Source organism: Paraburkholderia nodosa DSM 21604, from assembly GCF_000519185.1.
Lineage (GTDB): Bacteria > Pseudomonadota > Gammaproteobacteria > Burkholderiales > Burkholderiaceae > Paraburkholderia > Paraburkholderia nodosa.
On the sequence record NZ_JAFA01000025.1, the window covers coordinates 25,014 to 39,905 of the forward strand.

General features: G+C 65.9%; 13 protein-coding genes. 7 read left to right on the forward strand and 6 right to left on the reverse strand.

Translation table 11 applies throughout. The features are described 5' to 3' along the window. Positions 1–23 precede the first annotated feature (23 nt). On the reverse strand, positions 24–536 hold the full coding sequence (locus A3CW_RS0129500) for a hypothetical protein (protein WP_028206771.1): 513 nt from the start codon (positions 534–536) through the stop codon (positions 24–26). A gap of 268 nt (positions 537–804) precedes the next feature. Between A3CW_RS0129500 and A3CW_RS0129505 the strand changes: the two genes are divergently transcribed. Further along, complete coding sequence (locus A3CW_RS0129505; protein ID WP_028206772.1) at positions 805–2,403, forward strand: EAL domain-containing protein; 1,599 nt, start codon at positions 805–807, stop codon at positions 2,401–2,403. A 47-nt stretch (positions 2,404–2,450) separates the two neighbouring features. Here A3CW_RS0129505 and A3CW_RS0129510 read toward each other — a convergent pair whose 3' ends face one another. Continuing rightward, positions 2,451–4,007 (reverse strand): methyl-accepting chemotaxis protein, encoded by a 1,557-nt coding sequence (locus A3CW_RS0129510; protein WP_028206773.1) that lies wholly within the window; start codon positions 4,005–4,007, stop codon positions 2,451–2,453. 258 nt (positions 4,008–4,265) lie between these two features. After that, positions 4,266–6,788, reverse strand: a complete 2,523-nt coding sequence (locus A3CW_RS0129515; RefSeq protein ID WP_028206774.1) for a penicillin acylase family protein — start codon at positions 6,786–6,788, stop codon at positions 4,266–4,268. Between the two features lie 233 nt (positions 6,789–7,021). Between A3CW_RS0129515 and A3CW_RS0129520 the strand changes: the two genes are divergently transcribed. Continuing rightward, positions 7,022–7,225 carry a DUF3079 domain-containing protein gene (locus tag A3CW_RS0129520; protein WP_028206775.1) on the forward strand — a complete coding sequence of 68 codons (204 nt, stop codon included), beginning with the start codon at positions 7,022–7,024 and terminating at the stop codon, positions 7,223–7,225. Between the two features lie 9 nt (positions 7,226–7,234). On the opposite strand, the gene A3CW_RS0129525 is transcribed toward A3CW_RS0129520, so the two are convergent. After that, on the reverse strand, positions 7,235–8,014 hold the full coding sequence (locus tag A3CW_RS0129525; RefSeq protein ID WP_028206776.1) for an SDR family NAD(P)-dependent oxidoreductase: 780 nt from the start codon (positions 8,012–8,014) through the stop codon (positions 7,235–7,237). Positions 8,015–8,168: 154 nt separating this feature from the next. Between A3CW_RS0129525 and A3CW_RS0129530 the strand changes: the two genes are divergently transcribed. Then, positions 8,169–9,065 carry an AraC family transcriptional regulator gene (locus A3CW_RS0129530; protein WP_028206777.1) on the forward strand — a complete coding sequence of 299 codons (897 nt, stop codon included), beginning with the start codon at positions 8,169–8,171 and terminating at the stop codon, positions 9,063–9,065. Between the two features lie 77 nt (positions 9,066–9,142). Here the strand turns inward: A3CW_RS0129530 and A3CW_RS0129535 are convergent, their stop codons facing one another. Next, on the reverse strand, positions 9,143–9,922 hold the full coding sequence (locus tag A3CW_RS0129535; protein ID WP_028206778.1) for an ABC transporter substrate-binding protein: 780 nt from the start codon (positions 9,920–9,922) through the stop codon (positions 9,143–9,145). A 279-nt stretch (positions 9,923–10,201) separates the two neighbouring features. Between A3CW_RS0129535 and A3CW_RS52585 the strand changes: the two genes are divergently transcribed. Next, the gene (locus A3CW_RS52585; RefSeq protein ID WP_154678067.1) at positions 10,202–10,702 is read left to right on the forward strand and encodes a hypothetical protein; all 501 of its coding nucleotides are present in this window, start codon (positions 10,202–10,204) and stop codon (positions 10,700–10,702) included. Here the strand turns inward: A3CW_RS52585 and A3CW_RS0129545 are convergent. Further along, complete coding sequence (locus tag A3CW_RS0129545; RefSeq protein ID WP_245623771.1) at positions 10,647–11,777, reverse strand: GGDEF domain-containing protein; 1,131 nt, start codon at positions 11,775–11,777, stop codon at positions 10,647–10,649. The genes A3CW_RS52585 and A3CW_RS0129545 overlap by 56 nt on opposite strands. A 349-nt stretch (positions 11,778–12,126) precedes the next feature. Between A3CW_RS0129545 and A3CW_RS0129550 the strand changes: the two genes are divergently transcribed. The 3 genes from A3CW_RS0129550 (at position 12,127) to A3CW_RS0129560 (ending at position 14,866) form a co-directional block, all read left to right on the forward strand. Continuing rightward, on the forward strand, positions 12,127–12,618 hold the full coding sequence (locus A3CW_RS0129550) for an LEA type 2 family protein (RefSeq protein WP_028206781.1): 492 nt from the start codon (positions 12,127–12,129) through the stop codon (positions 12,616–12,618). A gap of 127 nt (positions 12,619–12,745) precedes the next feature. Continuing rightward, positions 12,746–14,482, forward strand: coding sequence for a hybrid sensor histidine kinase/response regulator (locus tag A3CW_RS50370; protein ID WP_051481786.1), 1,737 nt, complete (start codon positions 12,746–12,748; stop codon positions 14,480–14,482). A 114-nt stretch (positions 14,483–14,596) separates the two neighbouring features. Continuing rightward, positions 14,597–14,866 (forward strand): CsbD family protein, encoded by a 270-nt coding sequence (locus A3CW_RS0129560; RefSeq protein ID WP_028206782.1) that lies wholly within the window; start codon positions 14,597–14,599, stop codon positions 14,864–14,866. Positions 14,867–14,892: the final 26 nt, after the last annotated feature.

Consider the following 14,892-nt stretch of genomic DNA (forward strand, 5'->3'; position numbering starts at 1 on the left):
CACGCCTCTGAACGGAACCTGGTTTAGAACCCGCGCCTCAGGTTCCGGTCGCGTAATGGATCAGTCGTCTTCTGCGTGAGCCGCAAGATGCCCTGATCGTCGAAGTAGAAGTGAAACATCATGTAGTCGATGTTGTTCTCGATGTAGCGGTAGGACCAGACTTCCCGCTGCATGCGCGAAAAGTAGGCTGTCTCCGCGGGCCGGCCGAAATTGATCAGGACATCGTTACGTGTCCATTCGTTGACTTTCGCGCGATAGAACTCGCTCTCCTGCAAGACCTGACGCAAGCTCACGACCTTGCCGCTCGCGTCGATATCGGCAACGGTGTTCGTCGACCCCATCGGCTGGGTCGGCCACATGAGCCGTTTGCCGCCGTCCGGCAAGTTATAGGTTTCGCGTGGCGGCCCGAGGCGCGCGATCAACGCGGACTGGTCGGCGCCGGGCTCGACGCTTTGCCACGGCTGGGCGCAACCGGCTACGAGCGCCACCACGGCGGCAAGCCACGCGTGCTTCACGAAGTTGGACAGAGTCCCCATTCACGCTCCCCTGAGCAGCGAACCTGGCGAGCAACACAGGCAGATCATGCCGGCCGTGGCGCATGCGCACAATCGGACCATGGTCCTACCGCCAGGACAACCGTGGCGCCTGCGCAAACGCCGCCAACGTGTTTGCCCGTTGAAAACGGAACGCCGAAGAGTATGCTTGGGCCTGATGTTCGGGCTCCCGAGCATCGGTGGGGCCGCCGCCCACGTGTGCGTCCAGCCTGTGGTTCGTTCCCTAACGTTCCATCCCCCGGGGTGCGAAATGATCAAGCGCATCACGCTGATTTCCGCTTCGGTCGCACTCGGGTGCCTCGCCACCCTCGTCCCCGTTTTCACGAGTCTTTACGTCGCGGACAAGGACGTCCAGCGGCGTGATCGCGCCGAACTCAGGGAGTTCGCCGACAAGGCGGTGATGCGCACGGACCTCGTCACATACCAGGCCTTTGCCGCCCTTTCCGACCTGGACCGCGAGCCGGGCACGCCGTGCTCGACGTCCAGCCTCGAACAGGCCTCGCGTGTCATCTACAACTACCGCTATGTTCAGGATGCCGGCGCATACGCCGACGGGCACTATCTCTGCTCTCCGCTGCTTGGCGATGTGCGCAACAAGGACCTCACGCTCCCGCCGCCCGACTATCGCAGCGACGACGGCTACCTGGTGTGGTTCCAGCAGAAGAGTCCGCTAAGCGACGTCCGCAAGGACATTCAGTTTGGCCGCAATGGCCACTACGTTTCCATCGACCCGGGCTCCTATGTCGATCTCATTGATCCGGCGAGGCGCCCTATCGCCGTGATCCAGATTACGACGGGAAGGCTCGTCGCGGTATCGGCCGGCGCGGATCCGGACGACATGCTCGATGCGTGGAAGCGCAGCGGCAACGTCAGCAGCAATGACTGGAATTACGCTGTCGCCCGATCGTCGACACGTCCGCTTGGCGTCGTGGTGAAGTCGCCGCGCAGCAGCGTGGCGGGCGACTGGCCCAAGCTGCTCGCCGCGTGGCTGACCATCGGCGTGTTCGCGGGCGCCGCGCTCGGCTGGCTCGCCTACAAGCGCGTTTCGCGGCAGCTCTCGTTCCCAGCAACGCTGCACTGGGCCATTGCCCGGCGCAAGATCGACGTGGTTTTCCAGCCCATCGTGCGGCTCGAGGACAACCAGTGTGCAGGCGCCGAAGCGCTGGTGCGCTGGACACTGAATGGGCGCGCCATCTCGCCCGAGGTCTTCGTGCGCGTGGCCGAAGACAATCACCTCATTCAGCCGCTGACCGATCTCGTGCTCGAAAAGACCATCGCGCAGCTAGGAAAACTGCTCGCGGCGAACCCAGCGTTTTATGTCTCGATCAACGTGAGCGGCGAGGATCTGCAGAGCTTGCGCTTTCTGAACCTGCTTGGCGCGTCGCTCGAAGGAACCGGCATCGCGCCCGCTCAAATCCGCATCGAGGCGACGGAGCGCAGCTTCATGAACGCAGAGGCCACGCGGGGTGTCATTGCGGCCTTCCGGGCCGCGGGCCACCCCATCTATATCGACGACTTTGGAACCGGCTACTCGAGCCTGTCGTATCTGCAGACCTTCGAAATCGATGTGCTGAAGATCGACAAGTCGTTCGTCGATACGATCGTCCAGGATACCGCCTCGAGCGTGGTCGCGCCGCACATCATTTCAATGGCCCACGAGCTGGGGCTGGAAATCGTCGCCGAGGGTGTGGAGTCGGGCGCACAGGTGACGTGGCTGCGTAGCAAGGGCGTGCAGTATGGCCAGGGCTGGTACTACTCGAAGGCGATGTCCGCGGCCGATCTCGCGAAATGGCTGGGCAAGCATCGCGCGCCGCGCGAGCCGAACAGCATGCCGGCGAGTTTTAGTTGACAAGTCAACCCGATGTCGCCGCCATCGCGACGGCACCGGCGCTCACGTCAAGCGCCCGCGAACCTGAAAATCGACACCGCCTGCTGCAACTGCGCCGCCTGATCGGCCATCGAGCTTGCCGCGGCGGCCGCCTGCTCAACGAGGGCCGCGTTTTGCTGCGTGACCTGGTCCATTTGCGCGACCGCGCGATTGACCTGCTCGATGCCCGTGCTTTGCTCGCCCGAGGCGGCGACCATCTCGCCCATGATGTCCGTGACGCGCTGCACGGCCGCCGTCACCTCGACCATCGTCGAGCCCGCGCGCTGCGCTAGCGTGGCGCCGTTGGCGACGCCCGCCGTCGAGGCTTCGATCAGCTCCTTGATCTCCCGCGCCGAAGCCGCGCTGCGCTGCGCAAGCGCGCGCACTTCGCCCGCCACGACCGCGAAGCCACGCCCATGCTCGCCGGCGCGCGCCGACTCGACGGCGGCGTTGAGCGCCAGAATATTGGTCTGGAAGGCGATCTTCTCGATGGTCGCGATGATGTCGGTCATGCGTTTCGCGTCCTGCGCCACCTCGCCCATCGTCCTCGCCACTTCGCTCACCAGCTCGCTGCCGCGCGCCGCGACTTCGGAAGCGCCGCGGGCGAGCCCGCCCACTTGGCTCGCGTTCTCGGCGTTCTGCCGCACGGTCGAGGTCAGTTGCTCCATGCTCGTCGCGGTCTCGCCGAGCGACGCCGCCTGCTCTTCGGTGCGTTGCGAGAGGTCCGTGTTGCCTTGCGAGATTTCGCGTGCGGCGAGAAGAATGGAACCGCTCGAGTCATGAATGTTCGCGACGATGCCGGTGAGCTGCGTACGCATCTCGCCCAACGCGTGCAGCAGGCTGCCGGAATCGCCGCGACGCGTTGCTATGGATACCGAAAGATCGCCTGCCGCGATACGGCCCGCGATTTCCATGGCTTGAGCCGGCTCGCAGCCCAGCTGGCGCGAAAGCCGCTGCGAAATCAACCAGGCCAGCAACGCGCCGGTCGCGACCGCCCCAAGCAGGATCGCCATGATGAGGGTGCGCATGTGCTGGAATTGCGCCGTGGCTTCGGTCTGCGCGCTGTTCGCCTCGCGTTGCAGCGAATCGATCAGCGCGGCGACGCTGTCGCCCAACTCGACGCTCGCCGCAATCGCGCGGCGTACGAGTTCGGCGTTGTCCACGCCTGCGGGCACGGGCTCGGAACCGATCTGCTGATGCACGATCGCCTCCCATGCCGAAGTCTTGCTGAGCACGTCGTCGTAAAGCGCGCGGTCGCCGGCCGAGATGCCGGCACCGGCATAGCGATCCAGCGATTCATGCATGCGTTTGAGTTGCGCGACGATGTCTTCCTTCAGACGCTGGCGACCCGCTTCGTCGGCGTAGCCCAGATTGGCGGCGTCGAGGTCGGTGCTCAGCTTGCTGCGGGCCGCTTCCTCCAGCCAGAACTGGCCACTCATGTGGCGGTTGCAGATTTCATCGGCGATGTCATGCATCGACGCCAGCGACGAAACGCCAGCCACACCGACGGCCACCGCAAATACGATCACAACGGCGAATGCTGTCAGCAGCTTTTTGAACACCGTCATGCGATCGAGCCACTTCATGGCTGTCCCCTTATTCGATTCCGTTTTATGTGGCTCACGGCGAGAGAAGGCCTCGAAGCGAGCGCGCCAAGCTTGACTCAATCACCCCCGCCAAGGGTAGGAGGAGAACCGATATAGGGAGAATCAGCCTGCGCTTCTAGCGGTGTCAGCGGAGTTCTGCTAACCGGCCACGCGCGCTGCGTTTCGAGGGGAACGTGGCATCCATGACGCGTTGCCGGGGCGCGAGCGCTGCCAGGCCGCCCGTCAGCCTGAGCACCCTCAGTTTCCGGCCGGCTGTGCGCCGGCCGGTACGAGCTTCAGCGTGTGCACCGCCGTACCCGGCAGGAACGGCGCCGCGGCGCCATGCACCCACGTTTCATGCCCCGCGAGGAAATACGGCGACATGGGATTGCCCGACTGGCCGCCCGGCATCTCGAAGATGCCGTCCTGCTCGCGCCCCGGCGACACCGCGAAGCGCTCGGACGCGCCGAACGCCGGCGTCTGCACGCGCGGCATGTTGATGTCGCCGGGCAGCGGGTCATGCGGCGCGCTGAGCCAGCCGCGAACCCACGGCAGCCACGCCGGCACCATGCGCGCGAACGGATGCGCAATGACCGAGCGGTTGCGCTCGCCCCAGCGCGCCTCTTCGAGCCTGGTGCCCTTGGGCAACCGGGCGATCGCGTGATCGATGCGGTCCAGCATGAACGCACGCCAGTCCGCAAAGCCGCCCGGTATCCACGCGCGGTGATCGGCCAGCGTCTCCATCGTCGCTTCGTAACGCGAGTTCGCCGCGCGATAGCTGAGGTCCGGCGCAATCGCGGCCATCTGCTTGTCCAGTACACCGAACCATGCTTCGTAGAGCGAGTCGTAGAACGCACGCACCAGCCGGTAGCCGACTGCATTCACATCGGCGCGGCCATCCCACGCCTGAACGAGGCGCTGGAATTCGGCGCGTTGGGGATGACCGTCGAGCGCGCGCGCATCGAGCGCGTCGAGCGCCACGCGGCGCCAGTGCTCGATCCAGAACGCGCGGTCGTCGGTCTGCACCGCGAGCATGTCGCGCTCGCTCGCGTGCGGCAGCGCGAGCAGGTCGTTGCGAATCTGCGTGGCGCGCGCGCCGAGATCCGTGCCGGCGTCGCCGATCTGCGCCACGTTCTCCATCGGCAGGGTGCGGTTGTTCGCGGTCCAGATGCGGCCGGCCGGCGGATCGACGCGCACGGGATACGCATCGGGCGTCCGATACCCTTGCCAGCCGGCGTACGTCCCGGAGCGGTACGGCAAGCTCGCGAGCGCGGCCGCCTGACCGTCTGCCTCAGCGTCCGCATCGGCATCCGCGAAACGCGGCAGCGGTCCGGCAAGCGTCCAGCCGATATGGCCTTGCGCGTCGGCCACCATGAAGTTCTGCGTCGGCATGCCGAAGGTCTGCGCGGCGCGCAACGCGTCGGCGACGTTCGTGATGCCTTCGAGCCGCATGAAGTTCATGTTGGTCGCCTGCGGATCTTGCGCGACCCAATGCAATGCATATGCGCGCTCGCCGACCACGAGCTGCGGCCCCCAGCGCGTTTGCACGATCGGCAGATCGACGTCCGCGCCGCCGTTCACGTCGAGCCGCTCGTGAATCACCTGCGCACGCTCCCATCCGCCGTTCGGGACGCGGTAGCGCAGTGGATCGGCCGGATCGCGTTGAAGTTCGACCAGATCGACGAATCGCCCGTAGCTGTTCGTGAAGCCCCACGCGATATGGCCGTTGCTGCCGGCCACGACGAACGGCGTACCCGGCAAACTGACGCCCGTGACACGCCGCTCGCCGCCGTTGGGCGCGGGATAGACGAGCGAGATCCGGTACCAGATGTTCGGCAGCGACAGGCCGAGGTGCATGTCGCTCGCGAGCAGCGCGCCGCCGTGTGCGCTGTGCGCGCCGTCGACCGCGAAACCGTTGCTGCCGACCATCGAATCGACCGCGCTCCCGGCGCCCGCGAAGGCGTTCACGAAACCAGGCCCGCCGGCGAGCAGCGCGGTGGTATGCGGTTCGGCATCGGCAGCGGACTGCGTTGACGGCAGCCATGATGGCGGCGCAGCGGGCAACGCCGCTGGCGGCTGCGCCAACGCGCGCTGCCCGTCGAGCGGGGCGTCCCAACGGCTCGTCTCAGGCAGCAGGAACGCAAGCAGATCGGCCGGCACGCGCTCGCGCAGCGCCGCGCGCGAGAGCACGCGCCTCACCTGGTCATACTGAAGATCGAAGTACATCGCGTAGACGGCGAGCACCGTGTCTTCGGGGCGCCACGGCGCCGGTTGCGCGCGCAACAGCCAGTATTCGAACGGTCGCGCGCGAAGCGAGCGCAGGCCGTCGTTGACGCCCGCCGTATAGCGCTCGATCAGTTCCCGCTGGTCGGCGGAGAGCGCGGCGAGCGCCGCCTGCGCGTGTTCGCGAAAGCGCAAGGGCCGGTCGCGGCGGTCCAGCGGCAGCGCCGCCGGGCCGATGAGCGCCGCCATTTCGCCGGCCGCGACCCGGCGCAGCAAGTCCATCTGGAAGAAGCGGTCCTGCGCGTGAAGGAAGCCGCTCGCATACGCAACGTCGCCACGCGTGCCGCCCTGCACCGTCGGCACGCCAAGTGCGTCGCGCCCGATCGTCACCGGTGCGGAGAGCGGCGCGGCACGCGTGCCGTCCAGCTGCGGCAAGCTGCCGCGCAACGTCAGCCAGCCCGCCAGCACCATGGCAGCCAGGACGATGACGACGGCGCACAACAGCATCAGCGGCCACGCACGGCGCCGCTTTGGCGGGAGAAGACTCGAACGGGTCATGGAGAAGCACGCGGGTCGTTGTGTTCAGCGCTTCCAGGCGCGGCGACCGGATCGGCCGGACGCCGTACGACCATAGCATGACCCTGTAGCAACAACACGCAGGGAGAGCGACACGACCTTTTCCCGTCGTCACCGAGCTTCCCGGGCGCGACACTCTGCCATCTGCCACCGTGCCGCGGAAGGAAGACAATCTCAATATTACGTTCTGTCCGAGATCGCACAGGGGCGACGACATGGCAAAGAAGTTTCCGATTCACCCGCTGCACCCCGAGCGCCTGTGCTGGGGCTGCGACCACTACTGCCCGGCCAACGACATGCGATGCGGCAACGGCCAGAGCCGCACGCAGCATCCGGCCGAACTGCTCGGCGACGACTGGCTCGAACAGGGCGACTGGGGTATCGAAGTCGACGCCTCCGGCAAAAGCGTCACGCCTTAACCCGCAGAATCAGATATGAATGCCGCCGGCCACCTCGATGCGCTGCGCGTTCACCCAGCCAAAGTCATCCGACAGTAGACCCGCGATCACGGGCCCCACGTCAGTCGGCAATCCCGCGCGGCCCAGCGCGGTATGTTCCGCCACCGCCTTGTTGACCTCCGGATTGTCCCGCACGATGCCGCCGCTGAAGTCGGTCGCAATGGCGCCCGGCGCCACGACGTTGACCGCGATCCGGCGCGGCGCGAGTTCGAGCGCCATATAGCGCGTGAGCGCTTCGACGGCCGCCTTCATCGGGCCATAAATCGCGCGGCCCGGAAACGCGAAGCGCGCAAGGCCCGAGGAGAGGTTCACGATCCGGCCGCCGTCATGAATGAGCGGCAGCAGCTTTTGCGTCAGCAGAAACGGCCCCTTGAAATGCACCGCGAACTGCGCGTCGAGTTCCGCTTCGGTGCCGGCTGCGAGCGTGGCCGTCGAGGAAATACCGGCGTTGTTCACCAGATAATCGAAGCCCTTTGCATTCAGCGTCCCAAGCGCTTCTTGCAGGCGCGCGACGAAGTCGTCGAACGTGCCTGAATTCGCGATGTTCAATTGCAGTGCGATCGCCCGGCTGCCCGCTTGCGCGACCTCGGCACAGACCTTCTCTGCCTCGGCGCGATGGGTGTGGTAAGTGAAAACCGAGTGGACGCCGCGACTCGCCAGCCGCAGCACCGTGTCGCGGCCGATCCCGCGGCTGCCTCCGGTGACGACCGCGATTTTCGGGCCCGACTGACTGCCGTTGTTCGTTGCCATTTGGCACCTCTCGCTGTGTTGGATAGCGCCGATTCTGCGCCCGACGCCACCGGCGAGTGAATACCCGAACCTGCCCGATTCTTGCCTAATCCTGCTTCGCTGACTAAGATGGGTCGGCGCGCACCTTCCATCGCGCGTTTCTTGTCGAGCCCTCATGACGAACGAACTCGCCGCCGCCCTCCTGCGCTACACGCAAACGCAGCCAGGCACGAGCCCATACAGCACCGCTGTCGACGGACTGCTCATCCTGCGCTCCGACCACCCCGCGCCGCCTACGTTTCGCTCGGCGCGGCCAGCTTTGTGCATCGTCGCTCAGGGCGCCAAATGGGCCAGTTTTGGCGGGGCGCAACTCGAGTACCGGGCCGGTCAAGCGCTCGTGGTCGGCGTGGAAACGCCGTCGCGGGGCCGCGTGTTCGAGGCGAGCCTGGACAAACCTTGCCTGGTTCTGATTCTCGAGCTGGACCTGGCCATGTTGCGCGCCGTGGCGAAGGAGATGTCGCCTGCGCCCGTGCCGGCGGCGGATGCAAGCCGCGGCGTGTTCGTCGCGAACTTCGACGGCCCCCTCGCCGATTGCGCGCTGCGCGCCGTGCGCCTGCTGGACACGCCCGACGCCATCGGCATGCTGTACCCCATGCTCATGCGCGAGATCTGCTACTGGTTGCTAAGCGGTCCGAATGGATCGGAAATCGCGAGGCTGGCGTCGACCGAAAGCCCTTCTCACAGCCTGCTGCGCGCGGTAGAAAATTTGCGGGCGCGGTTTGCCGAAACGGTGCGCGTGGAAGACCTGGCGGCACTCGCCCAGCTCAGTGCCTCGGCGTTCCACCGGCAGTTCAAGGCGCTGACGGGGCTGCCGCCCCTTCAATACCAGAAGCAGTTGCGGCTTCTCGAAGCGCGCAGGCTGCTGCTCTCGCTGTCGATGAGCGTACAGGCCGCCGCATTCGAAGTGGGATACGAGAGCGCCTCGCAGTTCAGCCGCGAATACACGCGGATGTTTGGCGCGCCGCCGAAAAAGGACTCGTCGCAAGCGAAGACACTGCGCGAGGCCGCGTAGCCTGCTCCGCTGATACGCGGCGCGAGAGCGGTGCGTCCGCTCTCGCGCCGTGCACACGTCACGCTGGACGCATCACATCACTTGCCGTACACGTCGAAGTCGAAGTACTTCTTCTCGATCTTCTTGTACGTGCCGTCCTTGATGATGCCGGCGATCGCGCCGTCGATCTTCGTCTTGAGCGCCGTGTCTTCCTTGCGCAGGCCGATGCCGGCGCCGTTGCCGAGCGTGGCCGGGTCGTCGAGGTCGCCGCCCGCGAAGCTGTAGCCCTGGCCGCGCGGCGTCTTCAGGAAGCCCACTTCGGCCTGCACGGCGTCTTGCAGCGCCGCGTCAACGCGGCCGGCCAGCAGGTCCTGATAGACCTGGTCCTGGTTCTGGTAAGGCACGACCTCTACGCCGGCCGTTGCCCAATGCGCCTTTGCGTAGGTCTCCTGAATCGTGCCCTGCTCCACGCCCACGCGCTTGCCCTTGAGCGATTCCGCCGTCGGCATGATGCCCGAACCCGACTTCACGACAAGGCGCGTCGGCGTATTGAACAGTTTGTCCGAGAACGCAATCTGCTCCCTGCGCGCCGGGGTCATCGACATCGACGAGAGCACGCCGTCGAACTTGCGCGCCTTCAGCGCCGGGATCATGCCGTCGAAGTCGTTCTCGATCCACACGCATTTGGCATTCAGGCGGTGGCAGATCTCGTTGCCGAGATCGATGTCGAAGCCGACCAGTTTGCCGTCCGGTGCTTTCGATTCAAACGGCGGATAGCTTGCATCGACACCGAAGCGAATGGTGTCCGCCGCAAAGGCGCCGGCGCTGGCCGTGGAGGCGATCAAGGCGATTGAGACGGCTGCAAACAACTTTTTCATGGGATCCCCTCGGTTCTGGATATCAGGGTGGTCAAGACACGGACACCGCCCGCATGGTTGCGGCGCGGACATTCCCCCGCGGTGCACGCCACAAGCGTGATCGACGCTGTGGATGCACCTGCGCCCGGCAAGGTAGCAGTCCAGAATACTCGCGTCGAGTCGTCAAAAACAGGCGGAAACACCTATGGCCTGGGAGAACCCTGGGGGGGAAAACTCGGGACGCGCCGGGCCAGCCCGCCTTCATGGCAGGGAAGACCCTAAAGCGGTTGAGAGCGGCAGTTGAAAGCGGCCGTTGAAGGCCGCCGACGTATGGCCGCATTAAAGGCGCGGCGCCGGATGCATTTCGCGGCGGAGATCGCGGCGAACTTCGCGAAGCCGCCAGACGCGGCGGCGCGAGCGCGCCGCACGCATGCCCGCACTATCGCGCAATCGGGACAGACCGTTTTCCTTCTCGATGGCGGCGGCGTCCAACGCGCAGCACGGGAAGTCGATCAGAGCGGAGAAGTCGGGATTTCGCCCAGCCGGAACGAAGACGCGGGCGAGTTCGGAAAAGAGGCGCTTGAACATGGGCAGTTATCCGGCATGACCACCGTTGCGGACGCCATTGCCCGGGAAATGATTGACCTGCCCGGTACAACGCGCCGGGTCGCACGAAGCCGGCATCGATGCCAGTTTTCGTCAGCGCGAATTTTCCCTGGAATAAATTTGCCGGGCAAGCATTTCTTTAGCGCGATTCGGCGAGGTAGCGGGCTTCGCCTTCTTCGGCATCCGATGTCATGACGACGCGATTGCGCCCCGCCGCCTTCGCCATATAGAGCGCCGCGTCGGCGCGCACCATCGCGCTCTCCAGCGTATCGGCCGGCACGAACCTGCCGACGCCCGCGCTGAGCGTGCAGCGCACGCCTTCGGCGGACGAACGTTCGACCGCAAGCCGCAGCGTATTCGTCAACGTCGCCGCGTCGTGCTTTTGCGCGTATGCAAAGAGGATCGCGAACTCCTCGCCGCCCAGCCGTCCGAACAGATCGCATGACCTCAATTGCTCGGTGACGACCGAGGCGACGTGCGCCAGGATGCGATCGCCGACCGCATGGCCGAAGCCGTCGTTGACGGCCTTGAAGTTATCGATGTCGAGAATCGCGATCGCCAGGGGATCGCCCTTCTCCCGCGCCTGCGCAAGCAGGACCTGCGCCCTGGCAATGAACGCCCGCCGCGTGAGCGCGCCCGTCAGTTCGTCGATCGTCGCGAGCTTTTCCATCCGCCCAAGGATCCGGTCGTGAGCGAGCATGACCATACCGATCGACATGCAGGGCAACGTGACGATCGCAAGGCCGAGCAGCGCCACGTTCCAGGGCGACGACTGCACGAACGTAAGCGACGGCACGACCCCGGAGACGATCGCGCCGATCCGCGCGACGTAAACGAGCGCACCGAGCCCGGCGGCCACGGCGATCAGCCGGCATGCGTAGCGCGTACCTTCGCGCGATGCGTGCCGCAGCACCAGCGTACCTATCGCGAGCCGCCCATAGATGAGACCCAGTGAAACGAGCACGCCTCGCGCGCCGTTACTGGGCGACACCCACATGAAATAGACCAGCGCAGCGCACATCATGACCAGCGCCGCGGATTCCGTGCGGCATACGGCGCGCATGCCGAAGAACTGACGCGTGCCCTGCACGAGCAGCACGACCGCGCCCAGGGTCGCGACCGACGTCGCGACGATCGTGATCGCGCCAGCACGCGGTCCGGCGAGCACGATCCAGGTGGAGACCGCGGCCACCAGCGCATAACCCAGACACCAGCGGCCCACGCCCGGCAAGGCGGTTCGAATCAGCGAGCCCAGGATGGCGACGCTCATCAGGCAAGATACGATCAAGATCCCGAATAGAGCGAAGGCGCTGAGCATGAGAACGGGCCGGGCAACGAAAGGAGAGAGTCAGGACGCGTGAGGCGGCATTCGACCGATGAAAGCCAATTGAAACGATTTTCGGCCGCGTGCGGCGCATCTTGCTTAAGCGCCGGGGACGTATCGTATCGCAGGTTTGGCCTGAATCCATGCAATCCAGATCGATCTGGTCGACCTGGCCCGCTCGAGCACGCGAATCGAAACACGGCGACCGGCGACCGCCCGGCGCACGGCAGAAACCCGCGAACGATCGACGCTACACTAAGCGGCACCCGCGGACTCGACCAACGAGGTACTTCCCATGCCAGCACCTGACGCCCGGCGCTCAATGCGACTTGTGTGCGCCTTGTTTTGCGTGCTGTTCTGGCTTGGCGGCTGCGCGGGGCTGATGGGAGACCCGCTGCGGGTCAACGTGGCGGGGCTCGAGCCGCTGCAGGGCGAAGGCATGGAGATGCGCTTCAACGTGAAGCTGCGCATCCAGAATCCCAACGACACGCCGGTCGAGTTTAGCGGCGTGTCGCTGCAACTGGACCTGAACGGACAATCGTTCGCCAGCGGCGTGAGCGATCAAAGCGGCGTCGTGCCGCGCTTCGGTGAAGCGGTGATCGTCGTGCCGCTGACCGTGCCGGCATTCGCCGCCGTGCGCCAGGCTTTCGCCTTTGCGGGCGGCGCACAGGCCGGCGACATTCCCTACGAAATACGCGGACGCCTCGCAGGCGGCATCGGCGGCGGCACGCGCTTCGCCGATCACGGCAAACTGTCGCTGCCAACGCAGGGCCTGCTCGGCCCGTGACCACCGGGCGGGCTCGTTGCAAGCGCAACTGGATATAACCCTATTTACCGGCCGGCAATACACGGCCATGACAAAGCCGCATAGAATATGCGGATTGCCGGTACTGGGCGCCCCGTACGGAACCACGATGACGACGCGAGACGCAGATCCGTTGATGAACCCGGCCCCGGCGGTCAGCACCGACCCCGCAACGCTGATCGCCCTGCTCAACGAGGATCTGTCCGCGAGCCGATCGTTGCACGAACTTTCGCTCCACCTGCTGGTGGAGCATCAGCCGGCGGCGCTGTATAGCCGTATCGTCGAGGCGGCCCGGCAACTCCTCGGCTCCGATTTCGCGAGCCTGCAAATGCTGTCCGGCGAGGAGAACGGCCACCAGCGGCTGGACCTCATCGCGCATTGCGGCTTCACGCTGGCCGCGGCCGAACACTGGCGCATCGTCCATATCGACTCGACCACGAGTTGCGGCGCCGCGTGGGCGCGGGGCGAGCGCGTGATCGTCCCCGACGCGGAAACCTGGCCCGAGTTCGCCGGCACCGTCGACCTCGACGTCTTCCGCGAGACCGGCATCCGGGGCATGCAGACCACGCCGCTGCGCGCCCGCGACGGCACGCTGATCGGCATGCTTTCCACGCACTGGGCCGCACCGTACCGCCCAACCGCGCCGCAGCTCCAGCTCTTCGACATCCTTGCGAACCAGGCGGCCAGTCTCATCGAGCGCACCAGGGCCGAGGGGCTGCTGCGCGAGCGCGAAGCGAAGCTCGCGCACATCGACCGCATGAAGGATCACTTTCTCGCGACGCTCGCGCACGAGCTGCGCAATCCGCTCGCTCCAATCCGCAATGGCCTGCAGATCCTGCGCGCGAGCCCCGATCCGGCCGACGGGAAACACGTGCTCGACATGCTCGATCGCCAGCTCGGTCATCTCGTGCGGCTCGTCGACGACCTGATGGAAGTGGCGCGCATCAACAGCGGCGCGATTGCGCTGCGCCGCCGGTGCGTGGATATCCATACCGTGCTGGAAACCGCGCTCGACCTGAGCCGGCCGGCGATCGAGAAGGCGCGGCATACGCTGGCGCTGAGCAAGGCGGCCGCACCGCTGCATCTGCATGGCGACGACGTGCGGCTCGCCCAGGTGTTCGCCAATCTGCTCAACAATTCGGCGAAATACACGCCCGAGGGCGGCCGCATCGACATTGCCGTGGAACGCGACCTGAACCGCGTGGTCGTGACGGTCACCGACAACGGCATGGGCTTCACCCATGAGGAGTCGTCCCTGCTCTTCACGCTGTTCGGACGCCTGCAGCCGGAGCGGCACACGGACGGACTCGGCGTGGGGCTCGCGTTGTCGAAGAAGCTCGTCGAACTCCATGGCGGCACGATCTCTGCGACCAGCGAAGGCCGCAACCTGGGAAGCCGCTTCGTCGTTTCGCTGCCCGTCGACCGGGCATTCGAGCCAGCCGCGCCCGCTGGGGGAACCGCCGCCGTCGCCCACCTCGACGGCACCAGGGTGTTGATCGTCGACGATAACCGCGACGCCGCGGACAGCCTCGGCGAACTGCTTGGCGTACTCGGTTGCGAGTGTGTCGTGTTTTACGATGGAGAAACGGCTCTCGATGCGCTGGAGCGGTCCACGCCCGCGATCGCATTCGTGGATCTCGACATGCCGGGCATCGACGGTTGCCAGTTCGCGCAGCGGGTACGCGCGCGGGCAGACTGGCGCGATCTGCGCCTCGTCGCGCTGACCGGCTGGGCGCAAGCCGGCGACGCGCTGCGCAGCGCGCAGGCCGGCTTCGACCGGCATGTCGTCAAACCTATCGGCCTCGATCAGCTCACCGCCGCGCTGACGCTCGTACGCGAGCGCTGATTCGCCGTTGCTTCATCGATCGCCGTGCTGCGGGCATTAGCGTTGCTCCACCATGATTGCGCAAGTGGAGCGCGCATATTCAATGACCCACCCTGAGCACACAGGAGCACGATCATGGACACGAGACACGCACACGCCGTCGCAAGCGAGGTCGCGGGAGAAGCGCAGCACCTGGCCGGCCGCATGCTAGGCGACCCCGCCATGGGCCTGGCCGGCAAGGCAAAGGTGCTGTACGGCAAGTCCCAACAGGCCTTGAACAATGCCGCCGACGCCACGCGCGACAACGTCGCCGACAAGCCCATGACCGCGCTCGGGCTCGCCGCCGCCGTCGGCTTCGCGCTCGGCGCGGCATGGGCCCTGAACCGCAATAAATCCGAAGGCTGAGCATAAGCCACGGCGCGGGAATGCTT

Excerpts from the sequence above, each read along its gene's own strand:
- A3CW_RS0129510 (WP_028206773.1), bottom strand. The coding sequence starts at position 4,007 with ATGAAGTGGCTCGATCGCATGACGGTGTTCAAAAAGCTGCTGACAGCA.
- A3CW_RS0129545 (WP_245623771.1), bottom strand. The coding sequence starts at position 11,777 with ATGAGCGTCGCCATCCTGGGCTCGCTGATTCGAACCGCCTTGCCGGGC.
- A3CW_RS0129505 (WP_028206772.1), top strand. The coding sequence starts at position 805 with ATGATCAAGCGCATCACGCTGATTTCCGCTTCGGTCGCACTCGGGTGC.
- A3CW_RS0129550 (WP_028206781.1), top strand. The coding sequence starts at position 12,127 with ATGCCAGCACCTGACGCCCGGCGCTCAATGCGACTTGTGTGCGCCTTG.
- A3CW_RS0129530 (WP_028206777.1), top strand. The coding sequence starts at position 8,169 with ATGACGAACGAACTCGCCGCCGCCCTCCTGCGCTACACGCAAACGCAG.
- A3CW_RS0129525 (WP_028206776.1), bottom strand. The coding sequence starts at position 8,014 with ATGGCAACGAACAACGGCAGTCAGTCGGGCCCGAAAATCGCGGTCGTC.
- A3CW_RS0129560 (WP_028206782.1), top strand. The coding sequence starts at position 14,597 with ATGGACACGAGACACGCACACGCCGTCGCAAGCGAGGTCGCGGGAGAA.
- A3CW_RS50370 (WP_051481786.1), top strand. The coding sequence starts at position 12,746 with ATGACGACGCGAGACGCAGATCCGTTGATGAACCCGGCCCCGGCGGTC.
- A3CW_RS0129520 (WP_028206775.1), top strand. The coding sequence starts at position 7,022 with ATGGCAAAGAAGTTTCCGATTCACCCGCTGCACCCCGAGCGCCTGTGC.
- A3CW_RS0129535 (WP_028206778.1), bottom strand. The coding sequence starts at position 9,922 with ATGAAAAAGTTGTTTGCAGCCGTCTCAATCGCCTTGATCGCCTCCACG.
- A3CW_RS0129500 (WP_028206771.1), bottom strand. The coding sequence starts at position 536 with ATGGGGACTCTGTCCAACTTCGTGAAGCACGCGTGGCTTGCCGCCGTG.
- A3CW_RS0129515 (WP_028206774.1), bottom strand. The coding sequence starts at position 6,788 with ATGACCCGTTCGAGTCTTCTCCCGCCAAAGCGGCGCCGTGCGTGGCCG.